A 14719-nucleotide genomic window follows, 5' to 3' on the forward strand; every position below is an offset into this window, starting at 1 on the left:
CGGGTGGGCGGGTCCGCGTCGGCGGTGCCGGCGGTGCGGGCGGTGCGGGCGGGTGCGTCAGCGCACCGAGCGCATCCCGCGGCCGGCCAGCGAGGCCAGGTCGTCGCAGGAGTCCAGCACGAGGGCGAAGTCGAGGACGTCGTCCCAGGCGATGGTGGAGCCGGTGTGGACCTCCATGGCCTCGGCCGGGATGGTCCAGCGCTCGACGGCGACACCGCCGGAGACGAGCAGGGCCACGACGTCCTCGCCGGCCGGCTTGCGGACCTCGTCGGTGCACTTGGGGCAGTCGAATGCGTAGAACGAGCGCTCCTTGGCCGAGCAGACCACGAGACGGACCTGCTTGGGCGTGAGCTCGACGTCGCCGCAGCAGGGGCAGGAGGCCTTGATCGTGGTCATGGTGGCACCTTCCGGTTCGTGTGTGGTCCGGCGGCGCTCCCGCCGTCCGACAACCACTGCTTCGGCACGTCCTCGCGATGCCTTGAACGCCCTCTTCCGGCGAGGTTGACACACTCCGTCACTGTGTGCCTGCACTTCGTCACTACTGGTCACGGATCGGGGCGTCCGGGTGGTCGCCCGGCGGTTCAGGAGTACCGCTGCAGCGCCGCCAGGGCGCCCTCGCGCACCTGCACCGCGAGCTCCGGCGGGTCCACCACGCGCGCCCCCGCGCCCAGCCGCAGCAGCAGCCGGTGCACCCAGCGGGTGTCCGCGGTGCGCAGGCGCACGCGCAGCGCGGCCTCCTCCCAGCCGTCCTCGCCGGCCGGCTCCACCGCCTCCACCGGGTAGTAGTCGACGACCCAGGAGGCCTGCGGGGCCAGGTCCAGCGTCACCACCAGGTCGTCCGGGCTCGCGGTGAACAGGTCGGTGCCCACGTCGCGCGAGACCGCCTGCGGCGGGGGCGTGCCGTCGACGTCGAGCACCTCGGCGCGCTCGACGCGGTCGATGCGGAACAGCCGCACCCCCTCGGCGCGGTGGCACCACGCCTCCAGGTACCAGCGGCCCTCCACGCTCACCAGCCGCATGGGGTCGACGTCGCGCTCGGTGCGCTCGTCGCGGCTGGGCACCAGGTAGGCCAGGTGCAGGCGCCGCTTCTCGCGCAGCGCCCGCCGGCAGGCCTCCAGCACGACCGCGCTCTCGGCGTCGGTGCGCACGTCCACGGCCACCGCCCCGGCCGTCGCCGCCGCCTCGCCCGTGGCGGCCGACAGCTTGGCCATGGCCCCCTCCAGGGCCTCGCGGTCGTGCAGACCGGGCACCTGCTCCAGGGTGCGCAGCCCCACCAGCAGCGCCACCGCCTCGTCGACCGCCAGCCGCGCGGGCCGCGCGATGGGGTCGGCGTTGGACAGGTACACCCGACCGGAGTCCCACTGCGCGTCGATGAGGTCGTCCGGCAGGTGCCCGGGCGTGCCGCACACGAACAGCAGCTCCAGGTCGTGCACCAGGTCGTCGGTGCTGAGGCCGAAGTGCTCGGCCGCCTCCTCCAGCGGGATGCCCTGGTGGGTCAGCAGGTACGGCACCATCGCCAGCAGCCGCGACAGCCGCTCCGTCGACGCCCGCCCGCTCACGCGCCCACCCCCTGCTGCCGCACCGGTCCCGCACCCGGTCCCGCACCCGGTCCCGGTCCCAGCCCCGCCGCGCCCCGCAGCCGGCGCACGACCGCCTCCCGCAGCTGCGGCGGCTCCAGGACGACGACGTCCGCGCCGTAGCTCGCGATCTCGTCCGCGCTCGTCTCCACGTCGCTGACGTCCACCACCACGACGTCCTCCCCCGCGCCCTCGCCCGCCGCGCCCGGCCCCGGTTCCACCGACGTCGCCCGCCGGCGCAGCGCCAGCCCGGCGCCCGAGCGCACGAGCAGCCGCGCCGGTCGCGTCTGCACCGTCCCGACCGTGCCCGCCACCACCTCGCGCGGGTCGACGCCCTCGGGCACCCGGTAGGAGCCCGGGCGCCCGATGCGCTTGACCGCCGAGGACACCCGCGACAGCCGGAAGACCCGCGAGTCGTCGCGGTCGCGGTCGTGGCCCACCAGGTACCAGCGCCCGTGCCAGCTGACGATCGCCCAGGGCTCCACGTGCCGCACCGAGGGCTCGCCACCGGCGCGGCGGTAGGTGAAGGAGACCGGCGCGCGGTCGCGCGTGGCCGCGTACAGCGGGTCGAAGGCCGGCTCGCTGGTGCGCACGCGCGGCTCCAGGCCCACCAGCGAGGACTCGTCGGGCTCCACGCCCAGGCTGCGCAGCTTCACCAGCGCCCGCGTCGCCGGGCCCGCCAGGCTCGCCTGCTGCCACACCCGGCTGGCCAGCGACAGCACCGCCAGCTCCCCCGGGGTGAAGCGGATCTCCGGCAGCGCGTACGCGTCGCGGTCGATGCGGTAGCCGGCCTCGTCCTCGAACAGCGGGTCCTCGCCGCCGGTCTCCAGCGGCACGCCGAGCTCGCGCAGGTCCTCCTTGTCGCGCTCGAACATGCGCTCGAAGGCCGTCGTCGTCGCGCAGTCGGCGTACTGCGGCACCGCGGTGCGGATCTGCTCCTTCGTCAGCCAGCGACGGGTGGCCGACAGGGCGATGACGAGGTTGAGCAGCCGCTCGGTGCGCCGCGCGCCGCGGGCGGCGGCGGCGGCACCGCCCGGGCTGCTGCTGGTCGCAGAGGTCATGGTGATCGGACGCTACCCGACCCACCGCCGCGGGCAACCCCTCGTACGCTCAGGGCGTGACGATCAGGTGGCGCTCGGCCACGGTCCGGCGGCTCACCGGCGGCTGGCCCGGGGCGGTGGAGCTCCTCGCGACCCTGGACGGGGGTGCGGGCGCCGACGCGGGCGCCGAGGTGAAGGCCCTGGCCCACCCCGACCTCGTCGGCACCCCCCGCCCCGGCGACCGCGTCCTGCTCAACACCTCGGCGCTGGCGCGCGGGCTGGGCACCGGCGGCTACGCCCTCGTCGTCGCGCTGCCCGACGCGCTGCCCGCCGACCCGCCCGCGGGCCCCGGCCACCTCGTCAAGGCCCGCTACACCCCGTTGCAGACGATGGTGCTGGGCGCCGACGACCAGGAGTCCCCCCACCACGAGGTCCTCGCCGACGCCGACGACCTCGCCGGCACCCCCGTCGTCGTGGCCGACCTGCACTCCGCGCTGCCCGCGGTGGTGGCCGGGGTGCGCGCCGACGCCCCCGGGGCCCGCGTGGCGTACGTGCTCACCGACGGCGGCGCTCTGCCGGCGGCCTTCTCCCGCGCCGTGGCGGGGCTGCGCGAGGCGGGCTGGCTGGCCGCGTGCATCAGCACCGGCCAGAGCTTCGGCGGCGACCTGGAGACCGCGACCGTGCACACCGGGCTGCTGGCCGCCCGCCACGTCGTGGGCGCCGACGTCGTCGTCGTCGCCCAGGGGCCGGGCAACCTCGGCACCGGGTCGCGCTGGGGGTTCTCCGGCGTCGCCGCCGGCGAGGCGCTCAACGCCGCCGCCGTCCTCGGCGGGCGGCCCGTGGCGGCGCTGCGGGTCTCCGAGGCCGATCCGCGTCCGCGCCACCGCGGCGTCTCGCACCACTCCCTGACCGCCGTCGGGCGGGTCGCGCTGGCACCGGCCGACGTCGTGGTGACCGACGCCCCCGGCGACTTCCACGACGGGGTGCGCGCGCAGGCGCGCGGGCTGTGCACCGGCGGCGGGGGGCGGCACCGCTACGTGCGGGTGCCGCGGGAGGGCCTGGACGCGGCGCTGGCGACCAGCCCGGTGCGGCTGTCGACGATGGGCCGGGGCCTGGAGGCCGACCGGGCCGGCTTCCTGCTGGCCGCCGCCGCCGGCCGCCACGCGGCCCGCCTGCTCGGCGCGGGCACCCCCGCCTGACGCACGACGGCCCCGCGGCGGCGGCCCCCCGCGGGGGACCACCACCGCGGGGCCGGTCAGCGGTGGGTCAGCTCACTTCACGTCGACGAGGTCGACGACGAAGATCAGGGTCTCGCCGCCCTTGATGGCGCCGCCGGCGCCGCGGTCGCCGTAGCCCAGGTGCGGCGGGATGACGAGCTTGCGCCGGCCGCCGACCTTCATGCCGGCGATGCCGCGGTCCCAGCCCTGGATGACCATGCCGGCGCCCAGGGGGAAGTCCAGCGGCTGACCGCGGTTCCAGGAGGAGTCGAACTCCTCGCCGGTGCTGAAGGCCACGCCGACGTAGTGCGCGCTGACGGTGCGCCCGGGGGTGGCCTCGGCGCCGTCGCCGACGATCTCGTCGGTGATCTCCAGGTCGGCCGGCGGCTGGCCCTCGGGGAAGTCGATCTCGGGCTTGGTGCGGTCGGTCACGGGGGGTCCTCCGGGGATCGGGTCGATCGGGTCGGTCGAGTCGGTGGAGCGGGTCAGTACGCGTCGAGGACGTCGACGACGAACACGAGCGTGCCCGCGGGCTGCTGCGGGCTCGCCGGCTGGTCACCGTACGCCTCGGCCCCGGGGATCACGAGCAGCACCCGGCTGCCGACGGCCTGGCCCACCAGGCCGCTGTCCCAGCCCTTGATGACGTTGCCCTGGCCGATGACGAACTCGAACGGCTCGCCGCGCGACCAGGACTGGTCGAAGACGCTGCCGTCCTCCAGGCGGGCGCCGAGGTACTGCACCTTGAGGTTCTGGCCGCTGGTGACGGCCGGGCCGGTGCCCTGGATCAGCGGCTGCGCCACGGTCTGCGCCGGCGGCGTCCGGTCGGTGATCGTGAAGCCCGTGGGCACGCCCTTCTCGTCGGTCGTGACCGTCGGCAGGTCGGCGGGCGGGGTGACCGGGGTGCCCTCGGCCATCGCGGGGACGATGCGCACGACGTCGGCGACGACGACGATCGTGGTCTGCGCGTCGACGCCCTCCTTGCCGAACTGGGTCACGGCCTCGCCGAAGCCGTCGTCGGGGGCGATGGCGATGACGAGGCGGTCGCCGACGTGGGAGCCGACGAAGCCGCGGGCCAGGCCCTTGGTGATGTTGGCCAGCTCGAAGCGGGAGTCCGTCTTCCCGTAGCTGGAGTCCAGCTCCTCGCCGGTGGAGCCGGCGTAGAGCGCGTAGGCGAACTGGACCTCGTCGGTGGCCGCCACCTCGGCACCGCTGCCGGGGGCGACGACCTTGCGGGTGGTCTCGGTGACCTCCAGCGGTGCCGCGACCTGCACCGTCGGCTTCACGGTCGGGTTCACCTCACCGGTGACCGTGACGGCCAGGGCGTCGTCGGTGGCGGCGGGCTCGATGGTCGCGGCGGAGGCGGACGCCGACGCGCTCTGCTCGGCCGCGCTGGGGGTGTCCTGCTCGGACGCGCAGGCGCCCAGCACCAGGGACACCGCCAGGGCGGCGGAGGCGGACAGGACGGCGGTACGGCGGCGCACGGAAGTCCTCACATCTCGTCGGGTCGAACTTCCCCACCCTAACCGGGCATCCTGTGCGCGGGCCGCCCGACCGTCACATGCTGTCGATGAGCCGCTCCACCCGGTCGTCGACGGCCTTGAACGGGTCCTTGCACAGCACCGTGCGCTGGGCCTGGTCGTTGAGCTTCAGGTGCACCCAGTCGACGGTGAAGTCGCGGCGCTTCTCCTGCGCGGCGCGCACGAAGTCGCCGCGCAGCTTGGCCCGGGTCGTCTGCGGCGGCACGCTCAGCGCCTCGAAGACCTCGATGTCGGAGCAGACGCGCTCGGCCATCCCGCGCGCGGCGAGCATGTAGTGCAGCCCCCGCTTGCGGTGGATGTCGTGGTAGGCCAGGTCCAGGCGCGCGATGCGCGGGGAGGTCAGAGGCAGGTCGTGCTTGGCCATGTAGCGCTCCAGGAGCTTCTTCTTGATGACCCAGTCGACCTCGCGGTCGACCAGGGAGAAGTCCTGGGTGGCCACCGCGCGCAGCGCCCGCTCCCACAGGTCCAGCACGCGCTTGACCGTGGGCGTCTGCAGCCCGCGGTCCTCGACGAACTCCTTGGCCCGCTCCAGGTACTCCTCCTGGATCTCCAGGGCGCTGGCCTCGCGGCCGTTGGCCAGGCGCACCGGCTTGCGGCCGGTGGTGTCGTGGCTGATCTCGCGGATGGCCCGGATCGGGTTCTCCATCGTCATCTCGCGCAGCGGCACGCCCTCCTCGACCATCCGCAGGACGAGGTCGGTGGCGCCGAGCTTGAGCATCGTCGTCGTCTCGGACATGTTGGAGTCGCCGACGATCACGTGCAGGCGGCGGTAGCGCTCGGCGTCGGCGTGCGGCTCGTCGCGGGTGTTGATGATGGGCCGGCTGCGGGTGGTGGCGCTGGAGACGCCCTCCCAGATGTGGTCGGCGCGCTGGGAGAGGGAGAACGCGGCCCCGCGGGGCGTCTGGACGACCTTGCCGGCGCCGACGATCAGCTGGCGGCTGACCAGGAAGGGGATGAGCACGTCCGAGAGGCGGCCGAACTCCCCGTGCCGGGAGACGAGGTAGTTCTCGTGGCAGCCGTAGGAGTTGCCCGCGGAGTCGGTGTTGTTCTTGAAGAGGAAGACCTCCCCGGCGATGCCCTCCTCCTCCAGGCGCCGCTCTGCGTCGGTGAGCAGGCCCTCCAGGGTGCGCTCGCCGGCCCGGTCGTGGACGACCAGCTGGCGCACGTCGTCGCACTCGGGCGAGGCGTACTCGGGGTGCGAGCCCACGTCGAGGTACAGGCGCGCCCCGTTCTTGAGGAACACGTTGCTCGACCGTCCCCACGAGACGACCTTGCGGAACAAGTACCGGGCCACCTCGTCCGGGGACAGCTTGCGCTGCCCCTCGAAAGCACAGGTGACGCCGAACTCGGTTTCCAGCCCGAAGATCCGGCGATCCATTGCTCCACCATAGGCACTGGCGCCTCCTGCGGCGCAGTGAAACGCGTCATGTCGGGCCGGTGGCGCGCCGGTGCCGGGGCAGCGGCGCGCCCGCGGCTCAGCGCTCCGGCGGGGTGTCCGGTCCCGGCTGCTGCTCGCCGGCGGCCGGCGCGGCGGCCGCCTCGGGGGCGGCGAGCAGCTGGGCGAGGGTGCCGGCGCCCAGGCGGCGGAAGGTGCGGCGCTCGCGGGCGCGGTCCAGCACGGCGACCTCGAGCTGGTCGGGGGCGATGGCGCGCGGCCCGCCGCCGGCGGCCTCGGCGGCCGCGTCGGAGCCCAGCGCCTCCACGGCCAGGCGCAGGGCCTGCTCCAGGGACAGCCCCGGGTGCCAGCGGTCGGCGAGCTTGGCGGTGATCTGCTCGGCGGAGCCGCCCATCGCGACGTAGCCGTGCTCGTCGGCGACGGAGCCGTCGTAGGTGAGGCGGTAGATCTGGTCGCTCTCGGGGGTGCGGCCGACCTCGGCGACGACGAGCTCGACCTCGTACGGCTTGGACTCGGTGGTGAAGATCGCCCCGAGCGTCTGGGCGTAGGCGTTGGCCAGGCCGCGGGCGGTGACGTCGCTGCGGTCGTAGGAGTAGCCGCGCACGTCGGCGTAGCGCACCCCGGCCACGCGCAGGTTCTCGAACTCGTTGTACTTGCCGACGGCGGCGAAGGCGACGCGGTCGTAGATCTCGGAGATCTTGTGCAGCGCCCGGGAGGCGTTCTCGGAGACGAAGGCGATGCCGCCCGCGTGGGCGACGACCACGACGGCGCGCCCGCGGGCGATGCCCTTGCGGGCGTAGTCCGCCTTGTCCTTCATCAACTGCTCGGGCGAGACGTAGAACGGCACGCTCACGGCTCAGGCCTCCTGGCTCTGCTGGGTCCCGGCGCTCGCGCCGGTGATGCCGGGGTTGCCGCCGGGGTTGCCGCGGCGGCCGGCGACGAGGGCCTCGACGACGGGCTCCAGCTCGTCGTCGCCGACCCGCCGGAAGCCGTCGGCGGTGACCACGGCCACCACCGGCCAGATCTTGCGCAGCAGGTCGGGGCCGCCGGTCGCGGAGTCGTCGTCGGCGGCGTCCCACAGCGCCTCCAGCGCGACGCGGACCGTGGTGGCCTCGTCCATGCCGGGGCGGTACAGCTTCTTCAGCGCACCGCGGGCGAAGAGGGAGCCGGAGCCGACGGTGTGGTGGTCGTGCTCCTCGCTGCGCCCGCCGGTGATGTCGTAGCCCACGATGCGCCCGCGGCCGGCGTCGAGGTCGTAGCCGGCGAACAGCGGGACGACGGCCAGGCCCTGCAGCGCCATGCCCAGGTTGCCGCGGATCATCGCCGACAGGCGGTTCGCCTTGCCCTCGAAGGACATGAGGGCGCCTTCGAGCTTCTCGAAGTGCTCCAGCTCGACCTGGAACAGCCGGACCATCTCCACGGCCAGCCCGGCGGTGCCGGCGATGCCGGCGCAGGAGTGCTCGTCGGTCTGGAAGACCTTCTGGATGTCGCGCTGGGCGATCATCGGCCCGGCGGTGGCGCGGCGGTCACCGGCCATGACGACGCCGTCGGCGAAGACGAGCGCCACGATGGTCGTGGCGTGCGGGGGCTGTCCCGCGCCCGGTCCCCCGGTGGGCATCCCGCTCGCGGCGCCGCCGGGCAGCCGCCGCGAGGAGGGCAGCAGGTCCGGGGAGTACTCGCGCACGAAGTCGGTGAAGGAGGAGGACCCCGGCCGCAGGAACGCTGCCGGGAGCCGTCCGCTCGGGTCGCCGTGGAGGTGGCTGCTCACGGTCGCGACCCTACCCGGCGCCCCCCACGGGCGCCGGGGGGAGCCGGGGCGGGTCGGCTACTGGCCGCCCTTCTGCACGAAGCCGCGCACGAACTCCTCGGAGTTGGACTCCAGCACCTCGTCGATCTCGTCCAGGAGGGCGTCGACGTCGGCGTCCGCCTCGGTGGTCTCGGCGCTGGCCTGCGCGGGGACGACGGGGGTCTCCTCGACCTCCTCCTCGCGGCGGCTCGGGCGCTGCTGCTCCTGTCCAGGCATCGGCTGGTCCCCCTGACGGCTCGCTCAGCGCCGGGTCGTGCGACCCGGCTCGGTCCCGACACTAACCCCGCGCCCGCCGCCGTGAGCGGTTTTGCGCCGCGGCTCACCCACCGGTGAGGGCGGCGACCAGGTCCTCGGCGGTGGCGCAGCGGTCCAGCAGGGCCCCCACGTGCTCGCGGGTGCCGCGCAGCGGCTCCAGCGTGGGCACCCGCTGCAGCGCGCCGCGGCCGGCGACGTCGAAGATCACCGAGTCCCAGCTGGCGGCGGCCACCCGCGGCCCGTAGCGGGCCAGGCACTCGCCGCGGAAGTAGGCGCGGGTGTCCTCCGGGGGGTGCTCGACGGCGCGGCGCACCGAGTCCGGCTCCAGCAGCCGCTCCACCTGCCCGCGCTCGGCGAGCTTGAGGTACAGCCCCTTCTCGGGGCGCACGTCGGACCACTGCAGGTCGACCGCCTGCAGGCGGGCGCTGTCCCAGCCCAGCCCGTCGCGGGAGCGGTAGCCCTCCAGCAGCCGCAGCTTGGCGACCCAGTCGACCTCGCGGGCGGCGGAGAGGACGTCGGTCTCCAGCTTGGTCAGCACCGACTCCCAGCGCTGCAGCACCTCGAGGGTGTCGGCGTCGGCGTCGGCGCCGAGGCGGTCGGCGACGAAGGCCTGCGCCGCCTCCAGGTAGGCGCGCTGCATCTGCAGGGCCGTCATCCGCCGCCCGTCGCGCAGCCGCACCAGCTGCGTCAGGCCCGGGTCGTGGGAGACCTCGTGCAGCGCGCGCACCGGCTCGGCCGGCGACAGGTCCCCGGCCGGGCCGCCGTCGAGGGCACCGGCCTCCAGCATCGCCAGCACCAGGGAGGTGGTGCCCACCTTCAGCAGCGTGGCGACCTCGCACATCGTGGCGTCGCCGACGATGACGTGCAGGCGCCGGTAGCGGTCGACGGTGGCGTGCGGCTCGTCGCGGGTGTTGATGATCGGCCGCTTCATCGTCGTCTCCAGCCCGACCTCGACCTCGAAGAAGTCGGCGCGCTGGGAGATCTGGAAGCCCGCCCGGGAGGAGTCCTGGCCGATGCCGACCCGCCCGGCACCGGTGAGGACCTGCCGGGAGACGAAGAAGGGGACCAGGTGGCGCACGACGTCACCGAAGGGCGTGGCCCGGTCCATGAGGTAGTTCTCGTGGGTGCCGTAGGAGGCGCCCTTGCCGTCGGTGTTGTTCTTGTAGATCGTCACCGGTGCCAGGCCCGGGGTGGCCGCCACCCGCCGCAGCGCCTCCAGCAGGATCAGCTCCCCCGCCTTGTCCCAGCGCACCGCGTCGCGCGGGGTGAGCACCTCCGGGGAGGAGTACTCGGGGTGGGCGTGGTCGACGTAGAAGCGGGCGCCGTTGGTGAGGATGACGTTGGCCATCGTCGGGTCCTCGGCCTCGGCCGTGGCGACGTCGGAGGCGTTGGGCGCCGCCCGCCGACCGCCGCCGCGCCGGCCGGGCGCGTCGGTCAGCTGCGAGGGGTGCGCCTCGGAGCGCTCCAGCTCGAAGCCGCGCGCGTCGCGCAGCGGCGCCTCGTCCTCGTAGTCCCAGCGCGGGCGGGCGCCGGAGGTGGGGGCGGCGTAGGCGTTGACGACCTGCGCGGACAGCAGCATGGGGTTGGCGCCGGGGTCGCCCGGCACCGAGATGCCGTACTCGGTCTCCAGGCCGGTCACCCGTCGCACAGTCACGGTGCGACCCTACGGTCCCGCCGCGCGGCGGGCGCGGGCGCCTCAGTCGGTGCGCAGCGCCACCACGGGGTCCAGGCGCCCGGCGCGCCGGGCGGGGAAGACGCCGAAGAAGATGCCGACGGCGGCCGAGACCGCGAACGCCACGGCGGGGCTCCACCACTCGATGACCGCCGGCAGCGGCGACAGGCGGTCCACCAGCAGCGAGCCCGCCACGCCCAGGACGATCCCGATGAGGCCGCCGACGCTGGTGAGCAGCACGGCCTCGACGAGGAACTGCACGAGCACGTCGCGCTGGCGGGCGCCCAGCGCCTTGCGCAGGCCGATCTCGCGGGTCCGCTCGCGCACCGACACCAGCATGATGTTGGAGACCCCCACCCCGCCCACCAGCAGCGAGATGCCGGCGATGGCCGCCAGCACGGCGGTCAGCAGGCCGAGGATCTGCCCGATGACGCCGAGGATCTGCGTCTGGGTGACCGCGCTGAACGTCTGGTCGGGGTACTCGTCCTTCAGCGCCCGCCACAGCTGCTCGGACAGCTGCGGCACGGACTGCGCCGAGGGCGCCTTGACCGCGAAGGCGTCCACGCGGTCGAGGGCGAACAACCGCTGCGCGGTGGTGATGGGGACGTGGACCTCGTTGTCCTGCGAGACGCCGAAGGACTCGCCCTGCTCGGCCAGCACGCCGATGACGCGGAAGCGGGTGCCCGAGATCGTCACCTGCCGGCCGATCGGGTCAGCGCCCGCGAAGAGCAGCTCCGCGGTGCGCGAGCCGAGGACGGCGACGCGGCGGCGGGCGTCGACGTCCGCGCCGGTGAAGTACGAGCCCTCCGCCACCGGCCGGTCGAAGACCTGCGGCAGGTTCTGGTCCGAGCCCTGCACGGTGGTGAAGCGCTCGACGGTGCCCGCGCGCACCTGCGCGCCGGAGCCGACGCGGGCGGTCACCGCCGCCGGGTCGCCGACGACGTCGGCGAGCAGCTCGCCGTCGGAGATCTGCAGCGTCGAGGTCGCCGGCGCGTTCGAGGACAGGTTGTTCGTGTCGAACTGGCCGGGCACCACGAGGATGAGGTTGGAGCCCAGGCCCTCGACCTGGGACTGGATCTGCTGGCGGGCGCCGGAGCCGATCGAGACGACGACGATGACCGCGGCGATGCCGATGATGATGCCCAGCATCGTCAGCAGGCTGCGCAGCCGGTTGCCCCGCAGGGCGTCCACCGCGACGCGGAAGGCCTCCAGACCCTTCACGCGCCCAGCCTCCGCACGGCGTCGGCGGCGTCGACGTCATCGGCGGCGTCGGCTGCGTCGGCGGCGTCGGCTGCGCCGCCGCCGGCGCGGGGCGCGGGGGCGGCGCTGTCGCGCTCGACGAGGCCGTCGCGCACCCGCACCTGCCGGTGCGCGCGGGCGGCCACCTCGTCGTCGTGGGTGACCAGGACGACGGCCACCCCGCGCTCGCCGTGGAGCTCCTCGAGGATGCGCATGACCTCCGCGCCGTTCTTGGAGTCCAGGTTGCCCGTGGGCTCGTCGGCCAGCAGGATCCGCGGCTCGCCCACCAGGGCGCGCGCGATCGCGACCCGCTGCTGCTCGCCGCCGGACATCTGGGTGGGGCGGTGGGTGAGGCGGTGGCCCAGGTTCACCGCGCGCAGCGCCGCGGCCGCGCGCTCGCGCCGCTCGGCCACGCCGACGCCCCGGTACAGCAGCGGCAGCGCCACGTTGTCGACGGCGGTGGAGCGCGGCAGCAGCTGGAAGGCCTGGAAGACGAAGCCGATCTCGCGGTTGCGCAGCTGGGCCAGCTCGGCGTCGGACAGCTCGCCGATGTCGCGGCCGCCGACGCGCAGGCGCCCGGAGGTGGGCCGGTCCAGGCAGCCCAGCAGGTGCATGAGCGTGGACTTGCCCGAACCGCTGGGCCCGATGATCGCGGTGTACTCCCCCTCGTCGATGCGGAAGCTCACCCCGCGCAGGGCGTCCACCGTCGTGGAGCCGAAGACGTAGCTGCGGGTGACGTCGACGACCTCGATCGCCGGGGTGCGCTCGTCGGCGGGCCGCTCGGCGAGGTGCTGGGCGCGGTGCCCGGTGAGGTGCCCGGTGAGGTGCCCGGTGAGGTGCTCGGGGGTGCGGTGCTCCCGGCTCACGGGACCTGCTGCCCCTCGGTGACGTCACCGGCGCCCCCGGTGACGACCCGCTCCCCCTCGCGCAGGCCCCGGGTGATCTCCACGACCTGCTCCCCGCGCACGCCGACCGCCACCTCGCGGCGCTCGGCCCGGCCGTCCTCGACGACCCAGACGGAGTCCGAGTCGGGGTCGCCGCCCTCGGCGCCCGCGCGCACGACCGCCGCCGCGGGGACCGCGACGACACCGGTGACCTCCTGCACGGCCAGCGCCACGGTCGCCGACATGCCGGGCAGCGGCGTCACCGCGGGGGTGCCGTCGCCCGCGGTGCCCCCGTCGTAGCTCAGCCGCACGGTGTAGGTGACCGCGCCGCCGCCGCCGGTCCTGGCGGTGGGGTCCACGCTGGTCACCGTGCCGCGGTAGGTGGCGCCCTCGACGGCGTCGACGCTCACGTCCGCGCCGACACCCGGCCGCACGGTGAGCACGTCGGTCTCGTCGACGTCGGCCGTCAGGCTCAGCACCGAGGCGTCGACGACGCTGAGCAGCGTGCTGCCGGCGGCCACGGCCGCGCCCTGGGCGATGACCGGCGCACCGGCCGCCCCGGCCTCGGAGCCGCCCAGCGCGCCGCCGGGCAGCTGCACGCCGCTGCCGGCCAGCAGCTGCTCGGCCCCGGCCGGCAGCTCCGGCGAGCCCGCGCCGCCGGTGGCGGCCAGGGAGACCTTGCCGGCGATGGGGGCCACCACGGTCAGCGCGTCGACGGTGGCCTGCGCGGCCTGCACGGCCGCCCGCGTCTGCACCCGCTGCGCCTGGCTGAGCGACTCCACGGCGGCGTCGACGTTGCCGAGCCCGGCGTTGACCTGGTCCACCAGCGCCTGCGTCTGCGTCGAGAGCAGCTGGTACTGCGTGCGCGAGGACTGCACCGCCGCCAGCGCGGCGGCCCGCGCGGCCGGGTCGGGGATCGCCTGGGCCTGCTGCTCGGCCTGGGCGAAGCGGGCCTCGGCGTCGGCGCGGGCCCTGCGCTGCTGGCGCTCCAGCTGCGAGGCGCTGACCGCGGAGGACTGCGAGGGACCGCCCTCGGCGGCCTCGGCGTCGGCCCGCCGCGCCTGCTCCAGGTTGGCCACCGCCGACGGGGAGTCGATGGTCATGAGCACCTGACCGGCCTGCACGTCCTGCCCGTCGCCGACCTGCAGCGTGGCCACGGTGCCCGCGGCGGGGGCCTTCACCACCGCGGACGCGCGCGGCTGCACGGTGCCGGGTGCCTCGACGACCTCGCGCACGTCCCCGCGGGTGACCGCCTGCGTGGTGATCTCCGGCTCCTCCTCGGAGCTGCAGCCGGCGGCGGTCAGCAGCAGGGTCGCGCCGCAGGCGGCGGCGAGCGCCCGCAGGGGGGCGCGCAGGCGCGGGGTCGGCTGGGGGGGACGCACCCGGCAACCCTAGGCGCTGGCCGGGCGCGGCGGATCCGACGAAGGGGAGACCCCGGTCACCCGCGCGTCCACCCCAGGTCGCACGCGCGTCGCCCGCCGTCCCCCACCCGTGGCCGTGCGTGAGTCCTACGCTGCGCCCGGTGAGCGAACTCGTCGACCTGTACGCACCCGGCGACCTGGCGGGCCGCGTCACCGGCACCGCGACCCGGGCGCGGGTGCGCGCCGCCAACCTGCCGCACGCCGCGACCGGCGTCCTGCTGCGCGACGGCGCCGGTGGCGTCTTCGTGCACCGGCGCACCGACGTCAAGGACGTCAACCCGGGCGCCCACGACTGCCTGGCCGGCGGGGTGGTCGGCGCGGGCGAGGACCCCGCCGCGGCCGCGGCCCGCGAGCTGGAGGAGGAGCTGGGCGTGCGCGCGCCGCTGCACCCGGTGCTGCGGCGCTGGTACCGCGACGGCTCCACCCACTACCTGGCCGTCGTGTTCGAGGCGTGGTGGGACGGCACGCCGCTGCGCCTGCAGCCGGAGGAGGTCGCCGAGGGCTGGTGGGAGCCGGCGACCGCGCTGCGCGAGCGGCTGGCCGACCCCGCCTGGCCGTTCGTGCCGGACAGCCGGGCGCTGCTGGAGGCCTGGCCGCGCTGGTGGCACGACCCGGGGGCGCCGCCGGCGAGCGCGTGAGTGAGCGGGCGGCGGGGCCGGCTGCGCGGGCCGGC

The 14719-nt window shown here is 75.3% G+C and carries 15 protein-coding genes; 2 read left to right on the forward strand and 13 right to left on the reverse strand.

Going from position 1 to position 14719, the window contains the following annotated elements:
* Positions 1-57: 57 nt before the first annotated feature.
* The 3 genes from ACRYM2_RS20740 to ACRYM2_RS20750 all read right to left on the reverse strand — a co-directional run bounded on the left by ACRYM2_RS20740 (position 58) and on the right by ACRYM2_RS20750 (position 2638).
* Positions 58-396 carry a hypothetical protein gene (locus ACRYM2_RS20740; RefSeq protein ID WP_166615201.1) on the reverse strand — a complete coding sequence of 113 codons (339 nt, stop codon included), beginning with the start codon at positions 394-396 and terminating at the stop codon, positions 58-60.
* A 185-nt stretch (positions 397-581) separates the two neighbouring features.
* The gene (locus ACRYM2_RS20745) at positions 582-1559 is read right to left on the reverse strand and encodes a helix-turn-helix transcriptional regulator (protein ID WP_432524328.1); all 978 of its coding nucleotides are present in this window, start codon (positions 1557-1559) and stop codon (positions 582-584) included.
* Positions 1556-2638, reverse strand: coding sequence for a helix-turn-helix transcriptional regulator (locus tag ACRYM2_RS20750; protein ID WP_432524329.1), 1083 nt, complete (start codon positions 2636-2638; stop codon positions 1556-1558). The genes ACRYM2_RS20745 and ACRYM2_RS20750 overlap by 4 nt, the downstream gene beginning before the upstream one ends.
* A gap of 56 nt (positions 2639-2694) precedes the next feature.
* Between ACRYM2_RS20750 and ACRYM2_RS20755 the strand changes: the two genes are divergently transcribed.
* Entirely contained in the window at positions 2695-3816 is a 1122-nt protein-coding gene (locus ACRYM2_RS20755; RefSeq protein WP_432524331.1) for a DUF3866 family protein, read from the forward strand.
* A 72-nt stretch (positions 3817-3888) separates the two neighbouring features.
* Here ACRYM2_RS20755 and ACRYM2_RS20760 read toward each other — a convergent pair whose 3' ends face one another.
* The 10 genes from ACRYM2_RS20760 to ACRYM2_RS20805 form a co-directional block, all read right to left on the reverse strand.
* Positions 3889-4266: an FKBP-type peptidyl-prolyl cis-trans isomerase gene (locus ACRYM2_RS20760; protein WP_432524332.1), complete on the reverse strand. Its 378-nt coding sequence runs from the start codon at positions 4264-4266 to the stop codon at positions 3889-3891.
* Positions 4267-4319: 53 nt separating this feature from the next.
* A complete protein-coding gene (locus ACRYM2_RS20765; RefSeq protein ID WP_432524333.1) occupies positions 4320-5315 on the reverse strand; it encodes an FKBP-type peptidyl-prolyl cis-trans isomerase in 996 nt (331 codons plus the stop codon).
* Between the two features lie 73 nt (positions 5316-5388).
* Positions 5389-6750 (reverse strand): Pup--protein ligase, encoded by a 1362-nt coding sequence (pafA, locus tag ACRYM2_RS20770; RefSeq protein ID WP_432524334.1) that lies wholly within the window; start codon positions 6748-6750, stop codon positions 5389-5391.
* A gap of 97 nt (positions 6751-6847) precedes the next feature.
* On the reverse strand, positions 6848-7621 hold the full coding sequence (gene prcA / locus ACRYM2_RS20775) for a proteasome subunit alpha (protein ID WP_432524336.1): 774 nt from the start codon (positions 7619-7621) through the stop codon (positions 6848-6850).
* A gap of 3 nt (positions 7622-7624) precedes the next feature.
* On the reverse strand, positions 7625-8536 hold the full coding sequence (gene prcB, locus ACRYM2_RS20780) for a proteasome subunit beta (RefSeq protein ID WP_432524338.1): 912 nt from the start codon (positions 8534-8536) through the stop codon (positions 7625-7627).
* Positions 8537-8593: 57 nt separating this feature from the next.
* On the reverse strand, positions 8594-8791 hold the full coding sequence (locus ACRYM2_RS20785) for a ubiquitin-like protein Pup (protein ID WP_432524339.1): 198 nt from the start codon (positions 8789-8791) through the stop codon (positions 8594-8596).
* Positions 8792-8894: 103 nt separating this feature from the next.
* Positions 8895-10484 carry a depupylase/deamidase Dop gene (gene dop / locus ACRYM2_RS20790; protein ID WP_432524341.1) on the reverse strand — a complete coding sequence of 530 codons (1590 nt, stop codon included), beginning with the start codon at positions 10482-10484 and terminating at the stop codon, positions 8895-8897.
* A 42-nt stretch (positions 10485-10526) separates the two neighbouring features.
* On the reverse strand, positions 10527-11723 hold the full coding sequence (locus ACRYM2_RS20795) for an ABC transporter permease (protein ID WP_432524342.1): 1197 nt from the start codon (positions 11721-11723) through the stop codon (positions 10527-10529).
* On the reverse strand, positions 11720-12607 hold the full coding sequence (locus tag ACRYM2_RS20800) for an ABC transporter ATP-binding protein (RefSeq protein ID WP_432524343.1): 888 nt from the start codon (positions 12605-12607) through the stop codon (positions 11720-11722). The genes ACRYM2_RS20795 and ACRYM2_RS20800 overlap by 4 nt, the downstream gene beginning before the upstream one ends.
* Positions 12604-14007, reverse strand: coding sequence for an efflux RND transporter periplasmic adaptor subunit (locus tag ACRYM2_RS20805; protein ID WP_432524345.1), 1404 nt, complete (start codon positions 14005-14007; stop codon positions 12604-12606). The genes ACRYM2_RS20800 and ACRYM2_RS20805 overlap by 4 nt, the downstream gene beginning before the upstream one ends.
* 140 nt (positions 14008-14147) lie before the next feature.
* Here ACRYM2_RS20805 and ACRYM2_RS20810 point away from each other — a divergent pair, with 140 nt between their 5' ends.
* Entirely contained in the window at positions 14148-14684 is a 537-nt protein-coding gene (locus ACRYM2_RS20810; protein WP_432524347.1) for an NUDIX domain-containing protein, read from the forward strand.
* Positions 14685-14719 lie beyond the last annotated feature (35 nt).

Origin of the sequence: Kineococcus aridisoli (assembly GCF_050871885.1) — a bacterium.
Lineage (GTDB): Bacteria > Actinomycetota > Actinomycetes > Actinomycetales > Kineococcaceae > Kineococcus.

Bases quoted from the DNA above. Each gene is read 5' to 3' on its own strand.
- ACRYM2_RS20740 (WP_166615201.1), bottom strand. From the start codon at position 396: ATGACCACGATCAAGGCCTCCTGCCCCTGCTGCGGCGACGTCGAGCTC.
- ACRYM2_RS20750 (WP_432524329.1), bottom strand. From the start codon at position 2,638: ATGACCTCTGCGACCAGCAGCAGCCCGGGCGGTGCCGCCGCCGCCGCC.
- pafA (WP_432524334.1), bottom strand. From the start codon at position 6,750: ATGGATCGCCGGATCTTCGGGCTGGAAACCGAGTTCGGCGTCACCTGT.
- ACRYM2_RS20785 (WP_432524339.1), bottom strand. From the start codon at position 8,791: ATGCCTGGACAGGAGCAGCAGCGCCCGAGCCGCCGCGAGGAGGAGGTC.